Annotated in this window: 17 protein-coding genes and 2 pseudogenes; 10 read left to right on the top strand and 9 right to left on the bottom strand. The window is 65.9% G+C overall.

Going from position 1 to position 19,721, the window contains the following annotated elements; all coding sequences use genetic code 11:
- Positions 1-114 precede the first annotated feature (114 nt).
- Positions 115-2,154: an amidohydrolase family protein gene (locus tag ACFSCW_RS11530; RefSeq protein WP_380889322.1), complete on the top strand. Its 2,040-nt coding sequence runs from the start codon at positions 115-117 to the stop codon at positions 2,152-2,154.
- A gap of 39 nt (positions 2,155-2,193) precedes the next feature.
- Here the strand turns inward: ACFSCW_RS11530 and ACFSCW_RS11525 are convergent, their stop codons facing one another.
- The 6 genes and pseudogenes from ACFSCW_RS11525 to ACFSCW_RS11500 form a co-directional block, all read right to left on the bottom strand.
- Positions 2,194-3,456 (bottom strand): NF038122 family metalloprotease, encoded by a 1,263-nt coding sequence (locus tag ACFSCW_RS11525; RefSeq protein WP_380889320.1) that lies wholly within the window; start codon positions 3,454-3,456, stop codon positions 2,194-2,196.
- Between the two features lie 478 nt (positions 3,457-3,934).
- Positions 3,935-4,033, bottom strand: a pseudogene (locus tag ACFSCW_RS11520) (PEPxxWA-CTERM sorting domain-containing protein); the annotation flags it as partial.
- Between the two features lie 96 nt (positions 4,034-4,129).
- Positions 4,130-5,137 (bottom strand): annotated as a pseudogene (locus ACFSCW_RS11515) (alkaline phosphatase family protein); the annotation flags it as partial.
- 153 nt (positions 5,138-5,290) lie between these two features.
- Positions 5,291-5,764 (bottom strand): SRPBCC family protein, encoded by a 474-nt coding sequence (locus ACFSCW_RS11510; RefSeq protein WP_380889319.1) that lies wholly within the window; start codon positions 5,762-5,764, stop codon positions 5,291-5,293.
- Positions 5,765-5,862: 98 nt separating this feature from the next.
- The gene (locus ACFSCW_RS11505; protein ID WP_380889317.1) at positions 5,863-6,426 is read right to left on the bottom strand and encodes an OsmC family protein; all 564 of its coding nucleotides are present in this window, start codon (positions 6,424-6,426) and stop codon (positions 5,863-5,865) included.
- Positions 6,427-6,452: 26 nt separating this feature from the next.
- Positions 6,453-7,358 carry a diiron oxygenase gene (locus ACFSCW_RS11500; protein ID WP_380889315.1) on the bottom strand — a complete coding sequence of 302 codons (906 nt, stop codon included), beginning with the start codon at positions 7,356-7,358 and terminating at the stop codon, positions 6,453-6,455.
- Positions 7,359-7,652: 294 nt separating this feature from the next.
- Between ACFSCW_RS11500 and ACFSCW_RS11495 the strand changes: the two genes are divergently transcribed.
- Positions 7,653-9,467 carry an alpha/beta fold hydrolase gene (locus ACFSCW_RS11495; RefSeq protein WP_380889314.1) on the top strand — a complete coding sequence of 605 codons (1,815 nt, stop codon included), beginning with the start codon at positions 7,653-7,655 and terminating at the stop codon, positions 9,465-9,467.
- Between the two features lie 29 nt (positions 9,468-9,496).
- On the opposite strand, the gene ACFSCW_RS11490 is transcribed toward ACFSCW_RS11495, so the two are convergent.
- A complete protein-coding gene (locus tag ACFSCW_RS11490; RefSeq protein WP_380889313.1) occupies positions 9,497-10,144 on the bottom strand; it encodes a GcrA family cell cycle regulator in 648 nt (215 codons plus the stop codon).
- A gap of 69 nt (positions 10,145-10,213) precedes the next feature.
- On the opposite strand from ACFSCW_RS11490, the gene ACFSCW_RS11485 reads away from it, so the two are divergent.
- The 3 genes from ACFSCW_RS11485 to ACFSCW_RS11475 all read left to right on the top strand — a co-directional run bounded on the left by ACFSCW_RS11485 (position 10,214) and on the right by ACFSCW_RS11475 (position 12,276).
- Positions 10,214-11,041 carry an ABC transporter permease gene (locus ACFSCW_RS11485; protein ID WP_380890103.1) on the top strand — a complete coding sequence of 276 codons (828 nt, stop codon included), beginning with the start codon at positions 10,214-10,216 and terminating at the stop codon, positions 11,039-11,041.
- On the top strand, positions 11,038-11,739 hold the full coding sequence (locus tag ACFSCW_RS11480; protein ID WP_380889312.1) for a dienelactone hydrolase family protein: 702 nt from the start codon (positions 11,038-11,040) through the stop codon (positions 11,737-11,739). Before ACFSCW_RS11485 ends, ACFSCW_RS11480 begins: the two co-directional genes overlap by 4 nt.
- Positions 11,740-11,817: 78 nt before the next feature.
- Complete coding sequence (locus tag ACFSCW_RS11475; protein ID WP_380889311.1) at positions 11,818-12,276, top strand: hypothetical protein; 459 nt, start codon at positions 11,818-11,820, stop codon at positions 12,274-12,276.
- Positions 12,277-12,323: 47 nt separating this feature from the next.
- On the opposite strand, the gene ACFSCW_RS11470 is transcribed toward ACFSCW_RS11475, so the two are convergent.
- Positions 12,324-12,644, bottom strand: a complete 321-nt coding sequence (locus tag ACFSCW_RS11470) for a DUF8200 family protein (RefSeq protein WP_380889310.1) — start codon at positions 12,642-12,644, stop codon at positions 12,324-12,326.
- Between the two features lie 101 nt (positions 12,645-12,745).
- On the opposite strand from ACFSCW_RS11470, the gene ACFSCW_RS11465 reads away from it, so the two are divergent.
- The 5 genes from ACFSCW_RS11465 (at position 12,746) to ACFSCW_RS11445 (ending at position 17,460) form a co-directional block, all read left to right on the top strand.
- Entirely contained in the window at positions 12,746-13,729 is a 984-nt protein-coding gene (locus tag ACFSCW_RS11465) for an AraC family transcriptional regulator (RefSeq protein WP_380889308.1), read from the top strand.
- Between the two features lie 86 nt (positions 13,730-13,815).
- Positions 13,816-15,012, top strand: coding sequence for an aspartate aminotransferase family protein (locus ACFSCW_RS11460; RefSeq protein WP_380889306.1), 1,197 nt, complete (start codon positions 13,816-13,818; stop codon positions 15,010-15,012).
- A 127-nt stretch (positions 15,013-15,139) separates the two neighbouring features.
- Positions 15,140-16,093: an ornithine carbamoyltransferase gene (argF, locus tag ACFSCW_RS11455; protein ID WP_380889304.1), complete on the top strand. Its 954-nt coding sequence runs from the start codon at positions 15,140-15,142 to the stop codon at positions 16,091-16,093.
- Complete coding sequence (gene hslO / locus ACFSCW_RS11450; protein WP_380889303.1) at positions 16,077-16,988, top strand: Hsp33 family molecular chaperone HslO; 912 nt, start codon at positions 16,077-16,079, stop codon at positions 16,986-16,988. Before argF ends, hslO begins: the two co-directional genes overlap by 17 nt.
- Positions 16,989-17,052: 64 nt before the next feature.
- A complete protein-coding gene (locus tag ACFSCW_RS11445; RefSeq protein ID WP_380889301.1) occupies positions 17,053-17,460 on the top strand; it encodes a DUF3617 domain-containing protein in 408 nt (135 codons plus the stop codon).
- A 118-nt stretch (positions 17,461-17,578) separates the two neighbouring features.
- Here ACFSCW_RS11445 and ACFSCW_RS11440 read toward each other — a convergent pair whose 3' ends face one another.
- The gene (locus ACFSCW_RS11440) at positions 17,579-19,651 is read right to left on the bottom strand and encodes a TonB-dependent receptor (RefSeq protein ID WP_380889299.1); all 2,073 of its coding nucleotides are present in this window, start codon (positions 19,649-19,651) and stop codon (positions 17,579-17,581) included.
- Between the last annotated feature and the right edge of the window lie 70 nt (positions 19,652-19,721).

Raw genomic sequence — 19,721 nt, 5'->3', positions numbered from 1 at the left:
GCAGCCAGCGCCCTCCCGGATATTTGCGGACCTGATCGAACGGCAAAGCTCGCGTGACGCTTGACGGTGCCTTGTGTGTGCAACACACTCGGACCAAATCAGCGGGAGGACATCATGGCGTTGGCGCGTGGGGCGATAGGGCTTGGGTTGTGGCTGCTTACCGGCACGGCGCTGGCGCAAGTCCCGAAGGACCAGCTTGCGAAGCCGCCCGCCGATGCCAGGCACTTCGTCATCCTCTCCACCGGCGGCAAGCATGGCGACAGCTGGATGTGGACCGCGCCCGACGGTGCGCTGATGGGGCGCGAGTCGATGGTGCTGCGCGGGCAGGTCTGGGAGATCGATTCCAGCGGCGCTGCCGGCAAGGACGGGATGCCGGCGCGCCTGGATATCCGGGGCGTGACGCCGCAGGGCGACGCGGGCGAGACCTTCTCCGTCACGGGCGGCAACGCGCAGTGGAAAAGCCAGATCGACGCCGGCTCCGCCGCTTATGCGAAGCCCGCTTTCTACGCATCGGTCGGCGGGCCGATGGCAATCAATGCCTGGTTCGTCGAGCGGCTGCTCGCCAGTTCGAACAAGGCGATGGACCTGCTGCCCGGCGGCCGCGCGACGGCGGAGAAGATGACCACGCTGGACGTGGGCGAGGGGGCGAGCAGGCAGACGATCACGCTCTGGGCCATCTATGGGATCAGCAACTCGCCGCTGCCGATCTGGACCGATGCGCAGAACCGCTTTTTCGGCGTCACCTTCGTCATCGGTTGGCTGCCCGAAGCCTATACGTCCGAAATGCCGAAGATGGAGGCGGCGCAGTCGGCGGCGATGGCGGCGCGGATGCCGGCGCTTGCCCAATCGCTGGTGACGGTGCCGGCTGGGCCGGTCGCGTTCACCCACGTCAAATTGTTCGATGCGGACGGACTGAAGTTCCTGCCCGATCAGTCTGTGGTGGTCGCGAACGGCAAGATCGCAGCGGTGGGGCCTGCTGCTTCGGTCAAGCTGCCGGCGGGCGCCAAGGTGATCGACGGCAAGGGCAAGACGCTCGTGCCCGGCATGTGGGACGTCCACATGCACATCGGCGACGATTACACGTTGCTGCAGGAGCTATCGCTCGGCATCACCTCGATCCGCGATCCGGGAAACAACGACAAGCTGACGATCGACCGCCGCACCCGCGCGGCTGCGGGCAAGCTGCTCTCGCCGCATGTCTATCCTTCCTCGCTGATCGACGGGAAGGGGCCGAACACGGCGCAAGTGGCAAACGTCGCGACCAGCCAGGACGAAGCGATTGGCTGGGTCCGCAAGGCGAAGGAGAACGGCTTCACCGGCGTCAAATTCTACGGGACGTTCAATCCAGCCTGGCTGAAGGCCTCGATCGACGAGGCGCACAAGCTCGGCCTGCACGTTCACGGCCATGTGCCGCAGGGCATTCGGCCGCTGGACGCGGTCAATGCGGGCTATGACGAGCTGACGCACATCAACTGGATCGTCATGCAGGGCATGCCCGACAGCGTCATCCAGACCTCCAACGGCATCATGCGGTTCGAGGGGCCGGGCCGATATGCGAAGGACCTGAACCTCGACGGACCGGAAATGAGCGGCTGGGTGAAGACGCTGGCCGACCGCCACATCTATTCCGACCCGACGATGGTCGCCTTCGAAAGCCTGTATGTGCCGGAGAACGGCGATCTCTCGCCGTCCTATGCGCCGTTTGTCGGGACGCTGCCGCCGGTGACGGAGCGCGGTTTCAGGTCGGGCGGCTTCCAGGTGCCGAAGGACCTGACCCGCGCCGATTACCGCAAGAGCTGGGCGAAGATGGTCGACCTTCTGGGCCGCATGCACAAGGCGGGCGTGCCGATCGCCGCCGGAACGGACGGCAACGGCATCGAGATCATCCACGAACTCGAGATTTACCGGGAGGCCGGGTTCACGCCGGCCGAGGCGCTGGCGGCGGCGACGATCGTCCCCGCGCGGCTGGTCGGCGTCGACAAGACGACCGGTTCGATCGCCGTCGGCAAGACGGCGGACCTGGTGCTGGTGGAAGGCGATCCCGAGGCGCGCATCGGCGATCTTCGCCAGACGCGGATGGTGGTGATGGACGGAAAGCTGATGGACGCGGACGCGCTGAGGAAGGCGGCCGGCTATTCGGGGCGGCCGAAGTAAAGCGGCCGGCCGGGGATTGCCCGGCCGGCCGTCGTTCGTTCAGGCGAGGGCCTGAACGCTGTTCTTGCGGCTGCGAACGCGCAGACCCGCGCCCGCCAGGCCGAAGCCGGCGATCATCATCGCCCAGGTCGCCGGTTCCGGCACCGGGGTGACGATGTTGCGCGTGCTGAACGAATAGCCCGCGCCGCCAACGCCGGCGGCCAGGTTCCAGCCGATCGCGTCGAATGCGGCGAGGTCTTCGCCGGTGATCACGCCGTTCGTGCCGCCGCACAGATACGGGTTCATCACGCCTTCGAACGGCTTGGCGCAGGTGAAGTTGCCCGCGTCGTTCTGCGGCGCTTTCCAGTGCGAAGCCTGCCAGCCGTCGCCATTATAGTCGCCGGTGGAGAACAGGCCGTTGTTGAAGACGGACGACGCGCCGCCATCGATCGAGAAGTAGCTCGCCGTCTTGGTCGTCCAATCGAGCGCACCCGGCGCGCTGTAACGGAACAGGTCGAGCGTTTCGCCGAACCAGTCGTCATTGGCCGGATAGTTCTTGCAGCCGCCGGCCACGCCGCAGGCGGTGCTGTCGGCGAGCGGGCCGCCGGTGCCGAGCACGTCGTAATCGTCAACGCCGCTCACGAAGCCGAGCGCGTGGCCAATCTCGTGAATGGCGACGCCGAGGAAGTCGGACTGGCCGGCAGTGATGCCGTCCGTGGCATTGAAGTCGAACTGGAAGTTCGAACTGAACGTGATGCTCGCGTCGGCCTTGCCGTCGCTATAGGTATAGCCGAGCGCCTTCGCGTTGGCGCGGGTCAGACCGATGACGCTGTTGTTGAAGCTGCCGTCGGTGTCATAGACCTTGGTGGTGTTGTCGATGCCCGTCTTCGCGGCAGGATCGGTGTAGCCCGGCGTGTACATGCTGAGCGCACCGACACCGAGAGCACCCGGCGACAGCGGCGAAAGGTTGGCAACGGCCTGCGCGTCGAACGCACCGCCCTGGCGAGCGGCCAGACGCGTGTAGATGCTCTGCACCGCCTTGGAGTCGAAGGTGCTGCCGGTCGAGCCGAGGATGTTCGGGCCGAGCGGCTTGAAGCCGATGTTGAGCACGATGTTGGTCGGCTGAGCGGCCGTCAGCACGCTCGACCAATAGTTGGTCGCGGCAGCGAAGCCGTAATAGGCTTGCGTGCCCGCGCCGGCGCCGCCGGTATCGACCAGAGTGAAAGTGACTGCCGCCGCCTGAGCGGACGACGCCATCGACAAGGCCGACCCGCACGCAAGTGCAGCGAGCGCGGCGGAACGCCACGTATTAACGCGTTTCATACGAAACCCCCTTCAACGCGACCGGCACCCCTGCCGATCTGAGTCGGGAAGCTGACCTGAAACTTATCCTTACGCAATCATTTACTTAGCGCCTTTGAAACTGTGCCGAATTGGCGCAGACGGCGAACTGACGCATGGCCTGCGATCTTTTTGGCGTCGCTTCCGACCCATTGCGGACATTCCTAACCACTGAGGGAATATCAGGGCCGGGATACTAACATAGAGCAAGCGCGTTTGAACCGGCATGGAGCCGGTCTCAAATGATCTGCGCGACACAGCGGCCAAGTGCCGCGACTTGGCCGCTGCCATAACCGACCGGTATGCCATGCTCGCTCTCAACGAGTTGGCAGTGGATCTTGAGAAGCGCGCGGCGCAGGCAGAAGCGATCAGGTCTCCGCAAGGACCGCGGCCGCTCTAGGCGCCTTGTTAACCATAGAAAGTCGGCCGGCCGGGGATTGCCCGGCCGGCCGACGTTCGTTCAGGCGAGGACCTGGCGGCTGTTCTTGCGGCGCGAGGCAGCGCCGACAAAGCCGAAGCCGGCGATCATCATCGCCCATGTCGCCGGTTCGGGAACGCTCTGGAACGCGCCCGCCTTGAACAGGTCGGACAGATCGCGCGCGCCCGCCGCGCCGCCGAGCCATGCATAGCCCTGCGCCGGCGAGATGCCGAAGATTTCCTGCATGGTGCGCAGGTCCGACGAGTGATCGTAGCTGAAGATGCTGTTGTAGGCGTTGCCCTTGGCGAGCGGCGAGATCACGATTTCGGTGCTCGTGAACTGGTTGAAATTGGCCGCCGTCTCGCCTTCCGTCTCGTCGTTCCAGATCACGATCGCGCCGTTGTTCTTATAGGCGTCGGACGCCATGATCAGCGGGATGATCTTCGACAGGAAATTGTCGCCTTGCGCGATTTCCGCCTGGTCGCCGGTGGAGTGGACGCCATTGTAGGTGAAGCCGCCGGTAAGCGCGGTGTGCATGTCATTGAACTGGTCGGGCGTGATCCAGTTGTACTGAGCGACGGTGTTGTTCGCGAGGTCCGTGGCGAGCTGCTCGAGCGGCGCGTAGTTTTCCGCCTGCGGGTTGCCCGTGGTGAGGTCGTTGCCGCCATTGGTAGCGGTGAAGAAGACCTGCGGATTGTGCTTGGCGGCGTAATTGTACTGGTGGCTGCCATTATATTGGTTGGTGTAATCGGCCGAGGTGCCCGAGAAGCTTTTCAGCGGCACGACATATTGATCCGAGGATAGCACGGTGTTGGTGAGGCCGCCGGTGGCGTTCTTCGCCAGGTCGATGCCTTCCTGATACGAGCGCCAGGTCTGGCCGCTCGCGGCGAGCGTGGCGCTGAGGCTCAGCGCGTTGACGACATTGTTCGGATAGGGGTCGGAATCGTTGCGGGGACCGGCGACGCCTGCCTCGGCCCAGACGTAGTTCGGCTCGGACGGGTGGACGGCGCTGCCATTCTGCGGGGGCACGTTATGATAGGCGCTGGCATAGGAGACCTGGGCGGCGTTTGCGTTGCCCGGCGTCAACAGGCTGTTGATGTAGGGGGCAGCCGCGTTGCCGAAGATCTGGTTGAGGGACGTAAACGTCGACGGCTGAGTGAAGTTGTGATTCTCCAGCGCGATCACGAAAACCGTGCCGACCTGCGGCGTGGCGGCCTGAGCCTGCGCAGCGCCGAGCAGCAGCATCGATGCGAGCAGCATGTGTTTTTTCATGACGATACCCCTAGAATCGCCGCCCGGGGGTGAGCGGCCCGGCGCGGCTAGAGTGGCGTCATGACGTCAGGGTGACGCATCGGTTACCGATCCGCGACCTGCGCCGAGTGGAGCGAAATGGGACGGTCAGCGCTGGTGGGCGAAGCGCAGCGGCACGACGTTTTCGAGCGCGTCCAGCCGCCGTGCGAGGGCAAGGTTGCAGGCTTCGTAGGCGGGGACGAACTGCGACTCGATCTGGTCTTCGGTGAAGCGCCAGGGGATCAGGCCGGACAGGGTCTCGCTGTGGAAGAGGCGCGTGCCGTCGCATTCGCCGAGGAGCTCGAACAAGTGGTCGCCCGTGAACAACAGCGGGATGTGACCGCGCCAGGCAAGGACGCGGCCGGGCTCGGCGCGGGTGACGGTGACGGTTTGGCGGATGGCGGCGCCGGGGCTGGCGGGATTGAGGAAGCGCATCGCGACCTTCGCGCCGACCTGCGCCTCACCATGCGCTTCGACGTTCAGCGGGTTCCAGGCGGCATAGCGCTCGAAATCGGCGAGCACCGTCCACACCCGCGCCGGGGCGTGCGGCAGGTAGATGGAGGTGAGAATTCGCCTGGGCATTACGGCATGATGGAAGACGCTCCCCCGCCGTCAAGCGAGGGAGCGCCTCTCGTCGATCAAGGGGTGAGGGGGATCGACGAAAGCATCGTTTTGGCAAGTCAGCCGACGATCAGGTTGCCGTTCATCCGGATCGGCCGGCTCATGTTGAAGTAGTTCGGGCTGGTCGCCATCACCGTCTCGTGGATCTCGGCGAACTGGGCGGGCGTGCCGTTGCCCTTGATCCGGACGTCATAGTCGATCGTGCGATAGCCGGCGGGTACGTCGTCCGACAGGCCGAGGAAGCCGCGCAGGTCGAGCTCACCCTTGGTCTCGATCTCGAGACTTTCGAGCTCGATGCCGTTCAGCGACGCGCCGGCGACGTAGCCGACCATCATGCAGGCATTGACCGCCGCCATCAGCATTTCCTGCGGATTGGGCGCAACGTCGGTGCCGAGCAGCTCGGTCGGCTCGTCGATCACGATCTTGTAATCGCGTTCGATGCGCTCGCCGCCAAGGCTGATCGCGCCGACCGTGGTTTCGCTGCGGGTCTGGCCCTTCCAGCGCGAGGTGACATGGAACGCGGCCTTGGCCTTCGACGCATCCGCCTGGATCGCCTCGACGACCTCGCCGAGCGCCGTCAGGTCGATATCGTTGACAGTCTTGTGGGAAACGGTGTCCAACATGGGTCTTCTCCTTCTCTCTTGATAAATCAGCGGAATTGCGGGGCGACTGCGGCGACGCGGTCGAGTGCAGCGGACGACAGTCGCTGGAGCGTGGCGGTGAATTGCGGGTGGACCATGCCCGAGCCGAGATAGGTCCAGCGCGCCGCCTGGTGCTGCTGGGCGAGCAACTCCGCGCGTTGGTCGAGCGGACGGTCGATCGCCCGTTCGAGCGCCAGCAGATTGTACTCGCCCTGGCCGGCGAGGCCGCCATCGAGGAACGCGCCGATCTCGAGATACTCGTTGACCGCCGCCATGATCTCGAGCTCGGACCGGCCCTCGGCGAGCGCCAGCACCATCAGCGTGTCGAGCTTGGCGTGCTGTGCTTCCTCAATCCAGTGATGGCGCAGCAAGCTCTTGAACAGCGGGTCGATCCCGGTGTCGTCGCGGACGCTGTCCAGATAGTGGCTCTGCGTCATCCATTCGATGTGAAGAATGGTCAGTGCCACCGCGAGGGGATCGTGGCGGAGCACTTCCGACGCGATCGCATTGGCGGGGCCGATGACCTCGCAGTTCGTCCCGAAGCCTTTCACGAACCGCTCGTGGAAACGGCGGAAGAGCTGGATGTGCTTGGCTTCCTCGCCGGCAAAGTTGAGCAACGCGCGGATACGATGGTCGCCGGCGTTGAGCAGCGGCCGGGCGTGATCGAGCACGAACGGCAAGATGAACTCCTCGATCAGGCCGAACAGGCTCAGATACTGGTGGCCGCTGATCTGGTTGAGCGTCCGCCGCTCGTCCTCGTTCAGGCCGGGCGCTTCCGCCGTTCGGGCAAGTGCTTCGGGCATGAAGTTGAGGCCGAAGTTGAGCCGGTCGTTCGGTCCGAGCACGTCGTCGAGCTGCCAGGCAGCCCGTGTCGACGAGGCCAGCACGGCCTCGTAGTTGAAGTCACGATACATGATCTTCTCCTGAAAAGCTGAAGTCAGGAAATGTGCAGCGGCGCTGTCGCGGCCGCGAGAATGACGCTCGACCAGAAGGCCGCGCAGACGAAGACGGCGAGGCGATTTGCCACGCGAGCAACAATTTCTTGGTTCATTTCTGTCCTCCGACAATCGATGATTTGTCCGCCGGGCGCTGGCTTGGCGGGGAGGCGATCCGAGTTGTTTTCTGTTGCGCCGTGACTAGGCCGGTCCGGCGATGGTATGAATGACCGGGTTGCCGGAAGATTTGATCGAGACGCCGGAAGGAGCCGAATGGACGTCCTGACCGACATATTGTCGTCGATGCGGCTGAACGGCGGTGTCGTCATCGACGCAGAGATGGCGGGCGACTGGTGCATCAGCTCGCAATTCACGGCGGAGGACTGCGCCGCCTTCTTCCCGACGCCGGTGCACGTGATCGGCTATCACTATGTCCGATCCGGCCGCTTCTGGGTGGAGACCGACGAAGAGGGGCCGCTGGAGGCAGGGCCCGGCTGCATCATCCTGGTGCCGCGCAACGAACGCCATCTGCTCTACAGCAAGGCGGGCACGCCGCCGATGGACGGGCACGAGCTGGTCAGTCCTGGGCCAAGCGGCATGTCCAACATCCGCATCAGCGGGGAGGGCGAAGGCGCGCAGATCTATTGCGGCTTTCTGGGCAGCGCCTCGCCGGAGAACGCGCTGCTGCAGAGCCTCCCGAGCCTGTTGCTGATCGGATCGCAGGGCGGCTCGCGAGACGATTGGCTGGAGAGCTCGCTTCGCTTCGCTGCCGAGGAGCTGCGGAGCGCGCCGCCGGAAGTGGTCGCGCGGCTGGCCGAGCTGCTCTTCGGCGAGGCGGTGCGGCGCTACATTGAGTCATTGCCGGAAGGCGAAGGCGGCTGGCTCGCCGGGCTGCGCGACCCCGTCGTCGCGCGCGCGCTGGCGATCATCCATAGCCGGTATCGCGAGGCGATCGACATCAACGGCCTGTCGCGGGAAGTCGGGCTGTCGCGATCGGCGCTGGCGGAGCGTTTCACCGCGCTGATCGGCGAGCCGCCGATGCGCTATTGCGCGCGCTGGCGGATGCGGATGGCCGCCAACATGCTGCGCGACGGCCGGCAGAGCAGCAGCAACGTCGCCTATGAAGTCGGCTTTAACTCGGAAGCCGCGTTCACCCGCGCCTTCAAACGCGAATATGGCGAGCCGCCGGCGACCTGGCGCCGTCGCCTAGCGAACGAAGCATCGGCTCGGCAGAGTTCGGCGCGGGAGCAAGCCAAGGCCGGGGAGCGCGTCGGCTATTGCCGATCGGCTGACGGCGCGCAGATCGGATGGTCGGCGATGGGCGAGGGCTTTCCGATGCTGCAGCCGGCCGTCTGGTTCCACCATGTCGAGAAGGACTGGAACACCGCGGCCTGGCGGCACTGGGTGGAAGCGGCGGTCGAAGGTCGGCGGCTGATCCGCAGCGATCTGCGAGGCGTCGGCCTGTCCGATCCCAGGCCGCCTCGCTGGACCTTCGATGCGCTGGTCGAGGATTTCGAGGCGGTTGTTGACGATATCGGCGAGGAGCGGTTCGACGTCTTCGGGCTGTCGCACGGTGCGCTGGTCGCGATCGCCTATGCAGCGCGGCACCCCGAGCGGGTGCGCAAGCTGGTGCTGGTCGACGGCTATGCGGAAGGGTTCGGGGTGCGCGGTGACCCGGACGAGGTCAAAAGGCGCGAGACGCTGCTGAGGATGGGATACGCCTATCGCGACGGCGACCGCGAAGTGTTCGGGCGGATGCTGGGCGCGCTCTACTGGCCCGATGCGCGCGGCGAAGTGATCGACTGGTTCAACGAGCGGCTGGTGACGATCATGGGCCTGAACGAGTCGCTGCAGGAAGTCTTTCGCAGCGTGGACCTGCGCGGCGAGCTAGCCTCAATCTCAGCGGAGACGCTGATCGCGCACAGCCGCGGCGACCGGATCATCCCGCATGGCTGTTCCGAAGTGCTCGCGGCCGGGATTGCGGACAGCCGGTTCATGCTGCTCGAAAGCGGCAACCACATGCTCCTGGGCGACGAACCGGCTTGGCCGGCCTTCGCACAGGAGCTGCGTGCGTTTCTATCTCATTAAGCCCTCCCCACCAGGGAAGGGCTGTTGGGTTAGCGGACGCGCGGGCCGCCGAAGGGAAGCGGCGGCGGCGGGCGCCGGTCGCGGCGCGGGAGCTGTGCCTGATAGGCCTGGCCGCAATGCGCGACGCAATAGGGGAAGCCGGGGTTCACCGCGTCGCCGCAGAAATGGAAATCGGGCTCGCCGGGATGGCCAAGCGGCCATTTGCAGATGCGGTCGTTCAGATCGAGCAGGCTCGTCTTGTCGGCCATTTCCGGGCTCGGCTTGGCAGGCACGAGGCGGCGCGGCGGCGCGGGCGGAATCGGCGTGGACTGCTCGCCCGGGGTCTGGCGCAGGAAGCCGCCGGGACCGATCGAGCGGATCTGGGGCTGCGGCGGGGCGCTGGGCTCCGACGCGGGAGTAGCGGCCGAGACAGGCGCGGCGGGGCGTTCGACGGGAGCCGGGCGAGGCGGCGGCGCGGGGCGCGGCGCTTCGGCGCGCGGCTCGGGCGCGGCGGCTGCCGGCACCACGCTGTCATCCTTGCTGACGGGAGAGGGGCGCGACTGGAGGCCCAGCCGGTGCGCCTTGCCAATCACCGCGTTGCGGCTGACGCCGCCCAGCTCGTCGGCGATCTGGCTGGCAGTCATTCCCTTTTCCCACATCGATTTCAGTTGGTCGATGCGTTCGTCGGTCCAGGCCATGTTTGTCCTTACGTCCTTAAATCCTGCGCGCCTTGCGGGGTGAGCCGTTCGCCGATAGGCGGGCAGCCGATGCTCGACCAGTCCCAATCCGGAGTCCGCCTCGCACCCGGCGTCGCGTCGATCACTCGCGTGAACTGGCCGGGCTTGCGCGCCCTTTATGTGAAGGAGGTGCGGCGTTTCTTCAAGGTCCAGCTCCAGACGATCTGGGCGCCGGCGATCACGACGATGCTTTTCCTCGTGATTTTCACGGTCGCGCTGGGGCGGCAGGGACGCACGGTGCTCGGCCATCCGTTCGCCGATTTCATCGCGCCGGGCCTGATCATGATGGGCATGCTGCAGAACGCGTTCGCCAATGCGAGCTTCTCGCTGCTGGTCGGCAAGATCCAAGGGACGATCGTCGATTATCTGATGCCGCCGCTTTCGAACGGCGAGCTGCTGGCGGCGCTGGCCGGCGCTTCGGTGACGCGCGCGGTCCTGGTCGGCTGCGCGGTGTGGCTGGCGATGCTGCTATGGCCAGGCGTGCATGTGACGCCGCACCATTTCTGGGCGATTGCCTGGTTCGGCGTGCTGGGCGCGCTGTTCCTCGCCTTTCTGGGCGTGATGACGTCGATCTGGGCGGAGAAATTCGACCATGCCGCGGCGGTGACGAACTTCGTCGTGGCGCCGCTGTCGCTGCTCTCGGGGACCTTCTATTCGGTCGAGGCGCTGGCGCCGAGCTTCCGCGCGGTGAGCCACGCCAATCCGTTTTTCTACATCATTTCGGGCTTCCGTTACGGGTTTCTCGGCGATTCCGACTCGCCAGTGATGATCGGGGCGGTGGTGGTGCTGGTGATCGACATCGTGATGGGCGCAATCTGCTATTCGCTGTTGCGCTCCGGCTGGAAGATCAAGGCATGAGCTTCATCGACTATCGCGCCGGCGACATCGGCTGTGAGGCTTATGTCGCGCGTCCGCAAGGCGCGGGGTCGCATCCGGTGGTGCTGGTCGCGCCGACGGTGCGCGGGCCGACCAGGCTGGAACATGCGAAGGCGGATGCGCTGGCGGCGGAAGGCTATCTCGCTTTTGTCGTCGATCATTACGGTAAGGATCAGCGCGACCTCGGCGATCGCGCATTCGGCCTCATGAACGAACTGATCGCAGATCGCGCGCGGCTGCGGCGGCAATTGCTTGACGCGCTCGATGTCGCTGCCGGGCTCGAGGGCGCCGACGCGAGCCGGGTTGCGGTCATCGGCTATTGCTTCGGCGGCCTGTGCGCGCTCGACTTGGCGCGGACCGGTACGGATCGGCTGAAGGGCGCCGTGTCGGTGCACGGCGTGTTCTCGCGGCCCAATCTGGGCGCGCAGCCGCCGATCAAGGCGAAACTGCTGGTGTTGCACGGCTGGGACGACCCGCTGGCGACGCCGGACGATGTGCTCGGCCTCACGCGCGAGCTGACCGAGGCGGGCGCGGATTGGCAGCTTCACGCCTATGGGCACACCGTCCATGGCTTCACCAATCCCGAGGCGGCGATGCCGGGGCGTGTGCTCTACAATGCAGATGCCGACCGGCGGTCGACGGCGGCCACGAGTTCTTTCCTGAAGGAAGTGCTGGCTTAACCGTTGATAACGGGCCCATTCAGGCCTCGCCCATCGGCAAGCGCGTAAACCGGTCTCGCTCATGAAGGAGTGAGAGTCATGAAAAAGCTTCTTGTCTCGCTTGCGCTTGCTTCGTCCACGCTGGTCGCAGCGGCGCCGGTTTCGGCCCAATATTATCGTGATCGCGACGACAGCTATCAGGATCGCTACAACCGCGGCGACGAGGATCGCTATGATCGCGGTTACAACCGCGGCTACGGCAATCGTTACGACGATCGCTATGGCGGCGAGACCTTCACGCGCCACAACTGGTTCGGCCAGCGGATGGACCGGATCGGCGTTGAAGCGCAACGGGCCGCCGAACGTGGCCTGATCAGCCCACGCGAGCAGCAGCAGCTTGGCTATGAGCAGCAGCAGCTCTGGCGGATCGCGCAGAGCTACTATGCCAGCAACGGACTCGATCCGCGCGAGCGCGACGATCTGGAGCGCCGCCTCGACCGGCTGGAGCGGCGCGTCCAATATGCGCGCAACGACGACCGGCCTTATCGCCGTTACTGAGCGGGCAGAAGAAGGGAGCCCCGGAGCGATCCGGGGCTCTTTTCGTGTCAGCGGGCCGCGACGGCCTGTGCGGCGCGGCCGGCCTTTGCGTTGCACGCCTGGACGGCATCGGCGGGCAGCGCGGCGCCGCCGACGCTAAGGCTGGTCACTTCGCCGATCTGACGGGCAAGCGTGTTGCAGGCGCGCTGCATGGCAATGGTGCGGCTGTCCGCCGGGCCGGAGCAGCGGCCGTCGCCGCAGGTCCAGAGCGTTTCCGAGACGACGATGCGGGCCGGAAGCTGGGTCCCGGCGGCGAAGGAGGCCTGGCCGGTGCTGGCCGCAAAGACGGGCTGGGCAAGCATGGCAAGCCCGAGCAGATAGGCTTTCATCGAAAACTCCCTTTGGCTGTCCGTCCTCCATACCGCTCGACAGTTGGACGGATAAGCACTAGAACGCCGTATTCCTTGATCGATCGTCCGGGAGGTGAGGGATGGACCCGATCGACGACGTGTTCGGCTCGATGCGCGTGCACACCAGCCTTTATGCGCGGATCGAAGCGAGCGCGCCTTGGGGCGTGACGTTCGTGCGCGGCAAGGCGGCGCGGTTCGGCTATGTGGTGCGCGGGCAATGCTGGCTGACGGTCGCGGGCCGCGCTCCGGTGCAGGTGTCGGCGGGCGATTGCTGGATGATCGTGGGCGGCGCGCAATATGCGCTGCAGGACCAGCCCGACACCGCGACCGAGTTCTGCTACAAGGCGCTGCGCGAGCATTCCAACCATGTCGTGAGGCTCGGCGGGGGCGGCGATCCGGTGACGGTGATTACCGGCTGGTTCCTGTTCGACCGCCAGGGCGCGCAGCCGCTGATCGACCTGATGCCAGAGCTGATCCTGACGCGGATGGACGCGGAGCGATCGGAGCTGATGCAATCGACCCTGCAATTGCTCGCGGTCGAAACCGCACGGCGGAGCCTAGGCACTGACATCATGGTCAGCCGCCTGGCCGATATACTCTTCATCCAGGCGATCCGCGCCCATGCGGCGTCCGAAGGCGCGGAAGCGAGCGGCTGGATCGGCGCGCTGATCGACCCGCGCCTGTCGCGCGCGTTCGCCGCCATCCATGCCCGCGTCGAAAATGGCTGGACGGTCGAGGAGCTGGCGCGCCAGGCGGGCATGTCGCGCTCGGCGTTCGCGGCGCGATTCCGGGACAGCGTGGGTTTGAGCCCGCTCGATTACGTCACGCGCTGGCGGATGTTCCGCGCGGGCGGGATGCTGCGCCAGGGGCGGCATTCGATCGCCGAGATCGCGGTGCGCGTCGGCTATGAGAATGAGAGCGCGTTCGCCAAGGCGTTCAAGCGGGTCACGGGCATGACCCCGGGCGCCTATCGCCGCGAGGGAGGCGAGATCGGCTTCACCCGGCACGCACTGCTGGAGCAGCCCGATCCGCAGGCGGACGGAGGCGTGCGGCTCGCCGCCTAGCGGGGTTGTTTCGGCTGTCGCTAGCTTTTATACCGCCGGCCAGGCGACCGGGCGGTCGCCTTTTTGCGTTTTCCGGAGACCCGACCATGACGATCACGCCCCTGATGCCCGTCTATCCGCGCTGCGCAGTGCGGCCGGTGCGAGGCGAGGGCGTGTATCTCTATGGCGAGCGCGGCGAGCAGTATCTCGACTTCGCCGCTGGCATCGCGGTCAACGCGCTCGGCCACGGCCATCCGCACCTGACCAAGACGCTGCAGGATCAGGTCGCCACGCTGATGCACGTCAGCAACCTTTACGGCTCGCCGCAGGGCGAAGCGCTGGCGCAGCGGATCGTCGACAACAGCTTTGCCGACACGGTGTTCTTCACCAACTCGGGCGTCGAGGCGATCGAGTGCGCGATCAAGACTGCGCGCCGCTATCACGACGTCAACGGCAATCCCGAGCGCTACAAGCTCATCACCTTCAAGAACGCGTTCCACGGCCGTTCGCTGGGCGCGATCTCGGCGACCGATCAGCCCAAGATGCGCGACGGCTTCGAGCCGCTGCTGCCCGGCTTCGACTATGCCCGGTTCAACGACCTCGAGGGCGCGCTCGCGCTGATCGACGACGAGACCGCGGGCTTCATGGTCGAGACGGTGCAGGGCGAAGGCGGCATGACCGCCGGCACGCCCGAGTTCATCCAGGGGCTGCGCAAGGCGTGCGACGAGCACGGCTTGCTGCTGATCCTCGACGAGATCCAGTGCGGGTATGGCCGCACCGGCAAGATGTGGGCCTATGAGCATTATGGCATCACGCCCGACATCATGACGGCTGCCAAGGGCATCGGCGCGGGCTTTCCGCTCGGCGCGTGCCTTGCGACGGAGGAGGCGGCCAAGGGCATGGTGATCGGCACCCACGGCTCCACCTATGGCGGCAACCCGCTGGCAATGGCGGCGGGCACGGCGGTGCTCGACGTGATGCTGGAGCCGGGCTTCCTCGAGCACGTCACCCGGATGGGCGAGCGGCTGCGCCAGGCGTTCGAGCAGATGATCCCGAACCACGATCATTTGTTCGAGGAGATCCGCGGCAAGGGGCTGATGCTCGGCATCAAGATGAAGGAGCCGGCGGTCAGCCGCGACTTCGTCGCCCACCTGCGCGACAATCACGGGCTGCTGACCGTCGCGGCGGGCGAGAACGTGTTCCGCGTGCTGCCGCCGCTGGTGATCGAGGAACAGCACATCGCCGAGTGCATCGAGCGGTTGAGCGCCGGCGCGCGGGATTATTTGCCGGCTAAGGCGGCGTAGGGCGCCAATCAGCAAATGCCGGCTGGGCTGAGCTTGTCGAAGCCCTCCCTTCCTTTTTGGCGCCTTAGAGAGAACAAGGGAGGCCTTCGACAAGCTCAGGCCAGCCGGTGATTGGGACGGAGTTTCAATGGTCAGACATTTCCTTGATCTGAGTTCCGCCGGTGCCGATGGCGTTGCGGCGATGCTGGCTGAGGCTCTCGACCGCAAGCGGGCGCGGGCCGGCTGGCCCAAGGGCAAGGTCGATGCCGACCGGCCGCTGGAAGGCCGGGTGCTGGCGATGATCTTCGAGAAGAGCTCGACCCGCACGCGCGTGTCGTTCGACATGGCCATTCGCCAACTCGGCGGCACGTCGATTGTGATGGACGCCGGATCGATGCAGCTCGGCCGTGGCGAGACGATCGCGGACACCGCCCGCGTGCTCAGCCGCTATGTCGACGCGATCATGATCCGCACCGACGATCCGGCGAAGCTGGAGGAACTGGCCCGCTACGCCACGGTGCCGGTGATAAATGGCCTGACCGACCGATCGCACCCCTGCCAGATCGTCGCCGATCTGCTGACGGCGATAGAGAAAGGCGTGCGGCTTCCGGGCTCGAAATGGGCGTGGCTTGGTGACGGCAACAACGTGCTGCACTCGATCGTCGAAGCGGCGGGGCTGTTCGGCTTCTCGGTCGCGGCGGGATGCCCCGAAGGCTATGACCCGGACGACAGCTTTATCGCCGAAGCCAACAGCCGGCTCGCCGGAACCAACGCCCGTGTCACGATCGAGCGCGATCCGGTGCGTGCAGCGGCCGATGCCGACGTGGTCGTCACCGATACCTGGGTATCGATGGGCCAGAAGGATTCCGCCGGGAAGATCGCGGCGATGACGCCCTATCAGGTGAACGCCGCGCTGATGGGTCATGCGAAAGCCGGCGCGACCTTCCTCCACTGCCTGCCGGCGCACCGCGGCGAGGAAGCGACCGACGAAATCCTGGACGGAAACCAGTCCGCCATCTGGGAAGAGGCGGAAAACCGCCTACATGCACAAAAAGCGATTTTGCTTTGGTGCTTCGGACTGATCAATGACAACGGGAACTGAGCTGGACCGGACCCTCGGGTTCGCGATCCTCGAACAACATGCGCGCGGGCGGCTGGTGCGGCTGGGCCCGGTGCTCGACCAAATCCTGTCGGCGCACGCCTATCCGCCCGTGATAGAGCGGCTGCTGGCGGAAGCGCTGGCGCTGACCGCCCTGCTGGGCGCGACGCTGAAGGACGAAAGCGGGCAGATGACCCTGCAGGCGCAGACCGAGGCCGGCCCGGTCGAGCTGCTGGTCTGCGACTATAAGGACGGCGAGCTGCGCGGCTATGTGCAGTTCGACGCCGACAAGCTGGCCGCGATGCCGGCCGATCCGACCTTGTTCGCGCTTTTCGGCAAGGGCTATCTGGCGATCACGTTCGACCAGGCGGTGTCGAAGGAGCGCTATCAGGGCATCGTGCCGCTGGAAGGCGCGTCACTCGCCGAGGCGGCGCAGAGCTATTTCGCGCAGTCCGAACAGATCCCGAGCCTGGTGCGGCTGGCGCATCGGCACGATGCGGACGGGCGCTGCATTGCGGGCGGCATGCTGCTCCAGCACCTTCCCGAAGGCGAGGAAGGGCGCGACCGGCTGCACACGCGGCTCGATCATCCCGAATGGCAGCATGTCGAGGTGCTGGGCGCGACCATCAAGGACGAGGAGCTGACCGACCCGACGCTGCCGATGGAGACGGTCGTCTGGCGGCTGTTCCACGACGAAAAGGAAGTGCGCGTGCTGGGCGGCGCAACGCTGACGAGGGGCTGCCGCTGCAACCGCGAGCATATCCTGGGCGTGCTGTCGCGTTTCCCGGCTGAGGAGCAGGCGGAGATGGCGGATACCGAGGGAACGATCCGCGTCGATTGCGCCTTTTGCTCGATCAGTCACCCGATCAAGCTGGAAGAGTTGCAAGCCGCCGCTTGAACGAAACGGGATCGTAATCAAATATCCCTAAAGGCCCGGCGCTCGGTCGCCGGCAGGGGGTGCGATGCGATTGCTGTGGATTGCTCCGGCTCTTGGTGCGGCGCTGCTGCTTGGCGCCGCCGCGGCCAATACGCCGATCCTTGCGTTCCGGAGCATCGAGCCGGGCGAGTGGCAGTTGCGCGCTCTCGACAACTCGGAGCCGGTCAAAAAGCTGTGCATCAACGATGCCTATGACCTGATCCAGCTTCGGCACCCGGGCGCGGCCTGCTCGCGCTTCGTGCTGAACAACGAAGCACAGACGGCGACAGTGCATTATACCTGCGCGGGCACAGGCTATGGCCGGACGACGCTGAAGGTGGAAACCAGCACGCTGGTCAGGATCGACTCGCAGGGGCTAGCGGGTCGATCGCCGTTCCAGGTGGCGCTCGAAGGCCGCCGCGTGGGCGCGTGCGCGCAGCAGGCCGCGCGTTAATCGGATATTTACTATGGCCGTTATATCAGGGTGGTGTGTCGAGTAGGCACGCTTTCCTCCCTAACGGCCGAAAGGCCGACTGGGCCGCCCCGCAAGAGGCGGCCCGTTTTCTTTTGGGCTAGAACGACGCCTTCAGGGTCACACGGATGTCGCGGCCGGCGAGCGGCGCGAAGTCCTTCAGGAAGCTCGCATGGCGGCGGGCGTCGACGTCGAACAGGTTGTTGGCAGCGAGCAGGATCTCCGGCTTGTCGCGGCCTTCGCCGAACGGGCGGATGCCGATGCTGGCGTTGACGAGGGTGTAGCCATCGGTCGTCGTTTCGAAAGCGGCGACCCGGTCTTGCGCGAAGCTGTGCTCGACCTCGACGCGGCCGTCGAACATGCTGCCGGTGGCGCTGAGGCCGCCGAGCAGGCGCAGTGGCGGAATGCGCGGCACCGGGCCGACATTCTTCACCGTCGCGTGGACGTAATCGGCGAGACCGTCAGCCTCGATCTTCCAGTCGTCGAGGCGGGCGAGGGTGACGGTCGCCTGGGCTTCGAAGCCCAAATAGCGGGCATCGGCCTGGGCGGATTGGAAGACCGGCAGACCATCGCGGACTTCGCCGGTCTGGCGATCGAAGATGTAGTTGGCAAACTCGGTATAATAAGCGGAGGCTTCGAACGTGTAATTGCGGCCGCTGCCGCGGAGCGTGCCCTCGAGCCCCAGGCTCTTTTCCTTCTTGAAATTTACGTTACCGATTTCAAAGGCTTGCGTGCCGGCGTGCGGACCATTCGCGAACAGTTCCTCGGCCGAAGGCGCGCGCTCCGTGTGCGACACGTCGGCACCGATCCGCCAGCCGGGAAGAACCTCATAGCTGGCCCCGACCGAGCCGGAATAGGTGGTGAACTGACGGTCCGCGTCGATCGGGTCGGACGAGACGTGCGTGCGCTCGATGCGGCCGCCGAACTCGGTCTTGAACTTGCCCCAGTCGAGCGTCTGCAGCGTGAACAGGCCGTACTGGACGGTCTCGTTCTTCGGCACGAACGCCTCGTCGCCGATCACGTTGAAGTCGCGGATCAGGAGCTGGCCGCCGATCGCGCCCTGCCAGATGCCGCGCTTGTTCTGCGCAAGCTCCAGCCGGCCTTCGAGGCCCTTGTTGAAGAACTGCGTGCCCTTGGTGCCGTCTTCCGCCAGCTCGGCATGCTTGTAGTCGGCAAAGCCGAAGCGGCCGCGCAGCGTCTGGAAAATGCCGTCGCCCAGATCGAGCTCCGTGCGGGCATCGACGCGCGTCTGCTTGACGGCGAGGCGGACATTCTCGCCTTCGCCGGTGGTCAGGTCGTAGCGGGTCGGGACGCCGTAGAGGCTGTCGTAATGGCTGACCGCGAAGCCGAGCTGGCCGGTATCGGTGATGACCGACGCGCCGCCGGCAATGTCCCAGGTGCGTGCGCCCGAGTTGGGCAGCGTGCCTTTGAGGTCGGCGAGCGAGCGAACCTCGGGATTGGGGCTGGCGAGCGCCTGGGCGCGCGCCGCGGGTGAGAGGACGAAACCGCCGACGTGCAGGTCGCCCGAGTCGAGATAGCTGCCGTCGGCGTGGAGCACGACCTTGCCGCTGACCGGCACATCGACCGCGCCGGCGCCCGACCATTCATTCGCGGCCGAGCCGTAGGTGCCGGTCATGTCGATGTGCGCGGCTTCGTCGGGGATGGCGCGCGGGATGCGCTTGTCGATGACGTTGACGACGCCGCCGATCGCGGAGGAGCCGAACTGCAGCGACGCGGGGCCGCGCAGAACTTCGATGCGCTCGGCGAGCAGCGGATTGATCACGACGGCGTGATCGACGCTGGTGTTCGACACGTCGAAGCTGCCGATGCCGTCGGTCAGGATGCGGATGCGCTCGCCCTGGAAGCCGCGCAGGATCGGCCGCGAGGCGTTGGGGCCGAAGGACGTGGTCGAGACGCCCGGCTGCCGCGCCAGTGTGTCGCCGATGTTCGAGCGGACTTCGCGCGTCAGATCCTGACCGCTGAGCACCGACACCGGCGAGACGACGTCGACGCGGTTGCGCTCGAACGGCGCCGTGACAACGATGTCTTGCGGCGCCGGCTCGTGATAATCCCCCGGCGGGACGTCGGCGGAAGCGGCCTCGTCGGCAGCCCAGGCAGGAACGGAAAGCGTGACGGCCAGCGCGGCGCCGGCGAGCAAAACGAAACGGGCCAAGGCAAACTCCACAGCGACCGCGGCGGGGCTAAACGTGATGATACATTATATCAAGGCGTTTCAGCGCGAG

The sequence above is a fragment of the Sphingomonas tabacisoli genome, assembly GCF_042678385.1.
Classification (GTDB): Bacteria; Pseudomonadota; Alphaproteobacteria; order Sphingomonadales; family Sphingomonadaceae; genus Sphingomonas_B; species Sphingomonas_B tabacisoli.
This window is presented reverse-complemented; position numbering and strand designations above follow the sequence as displayed.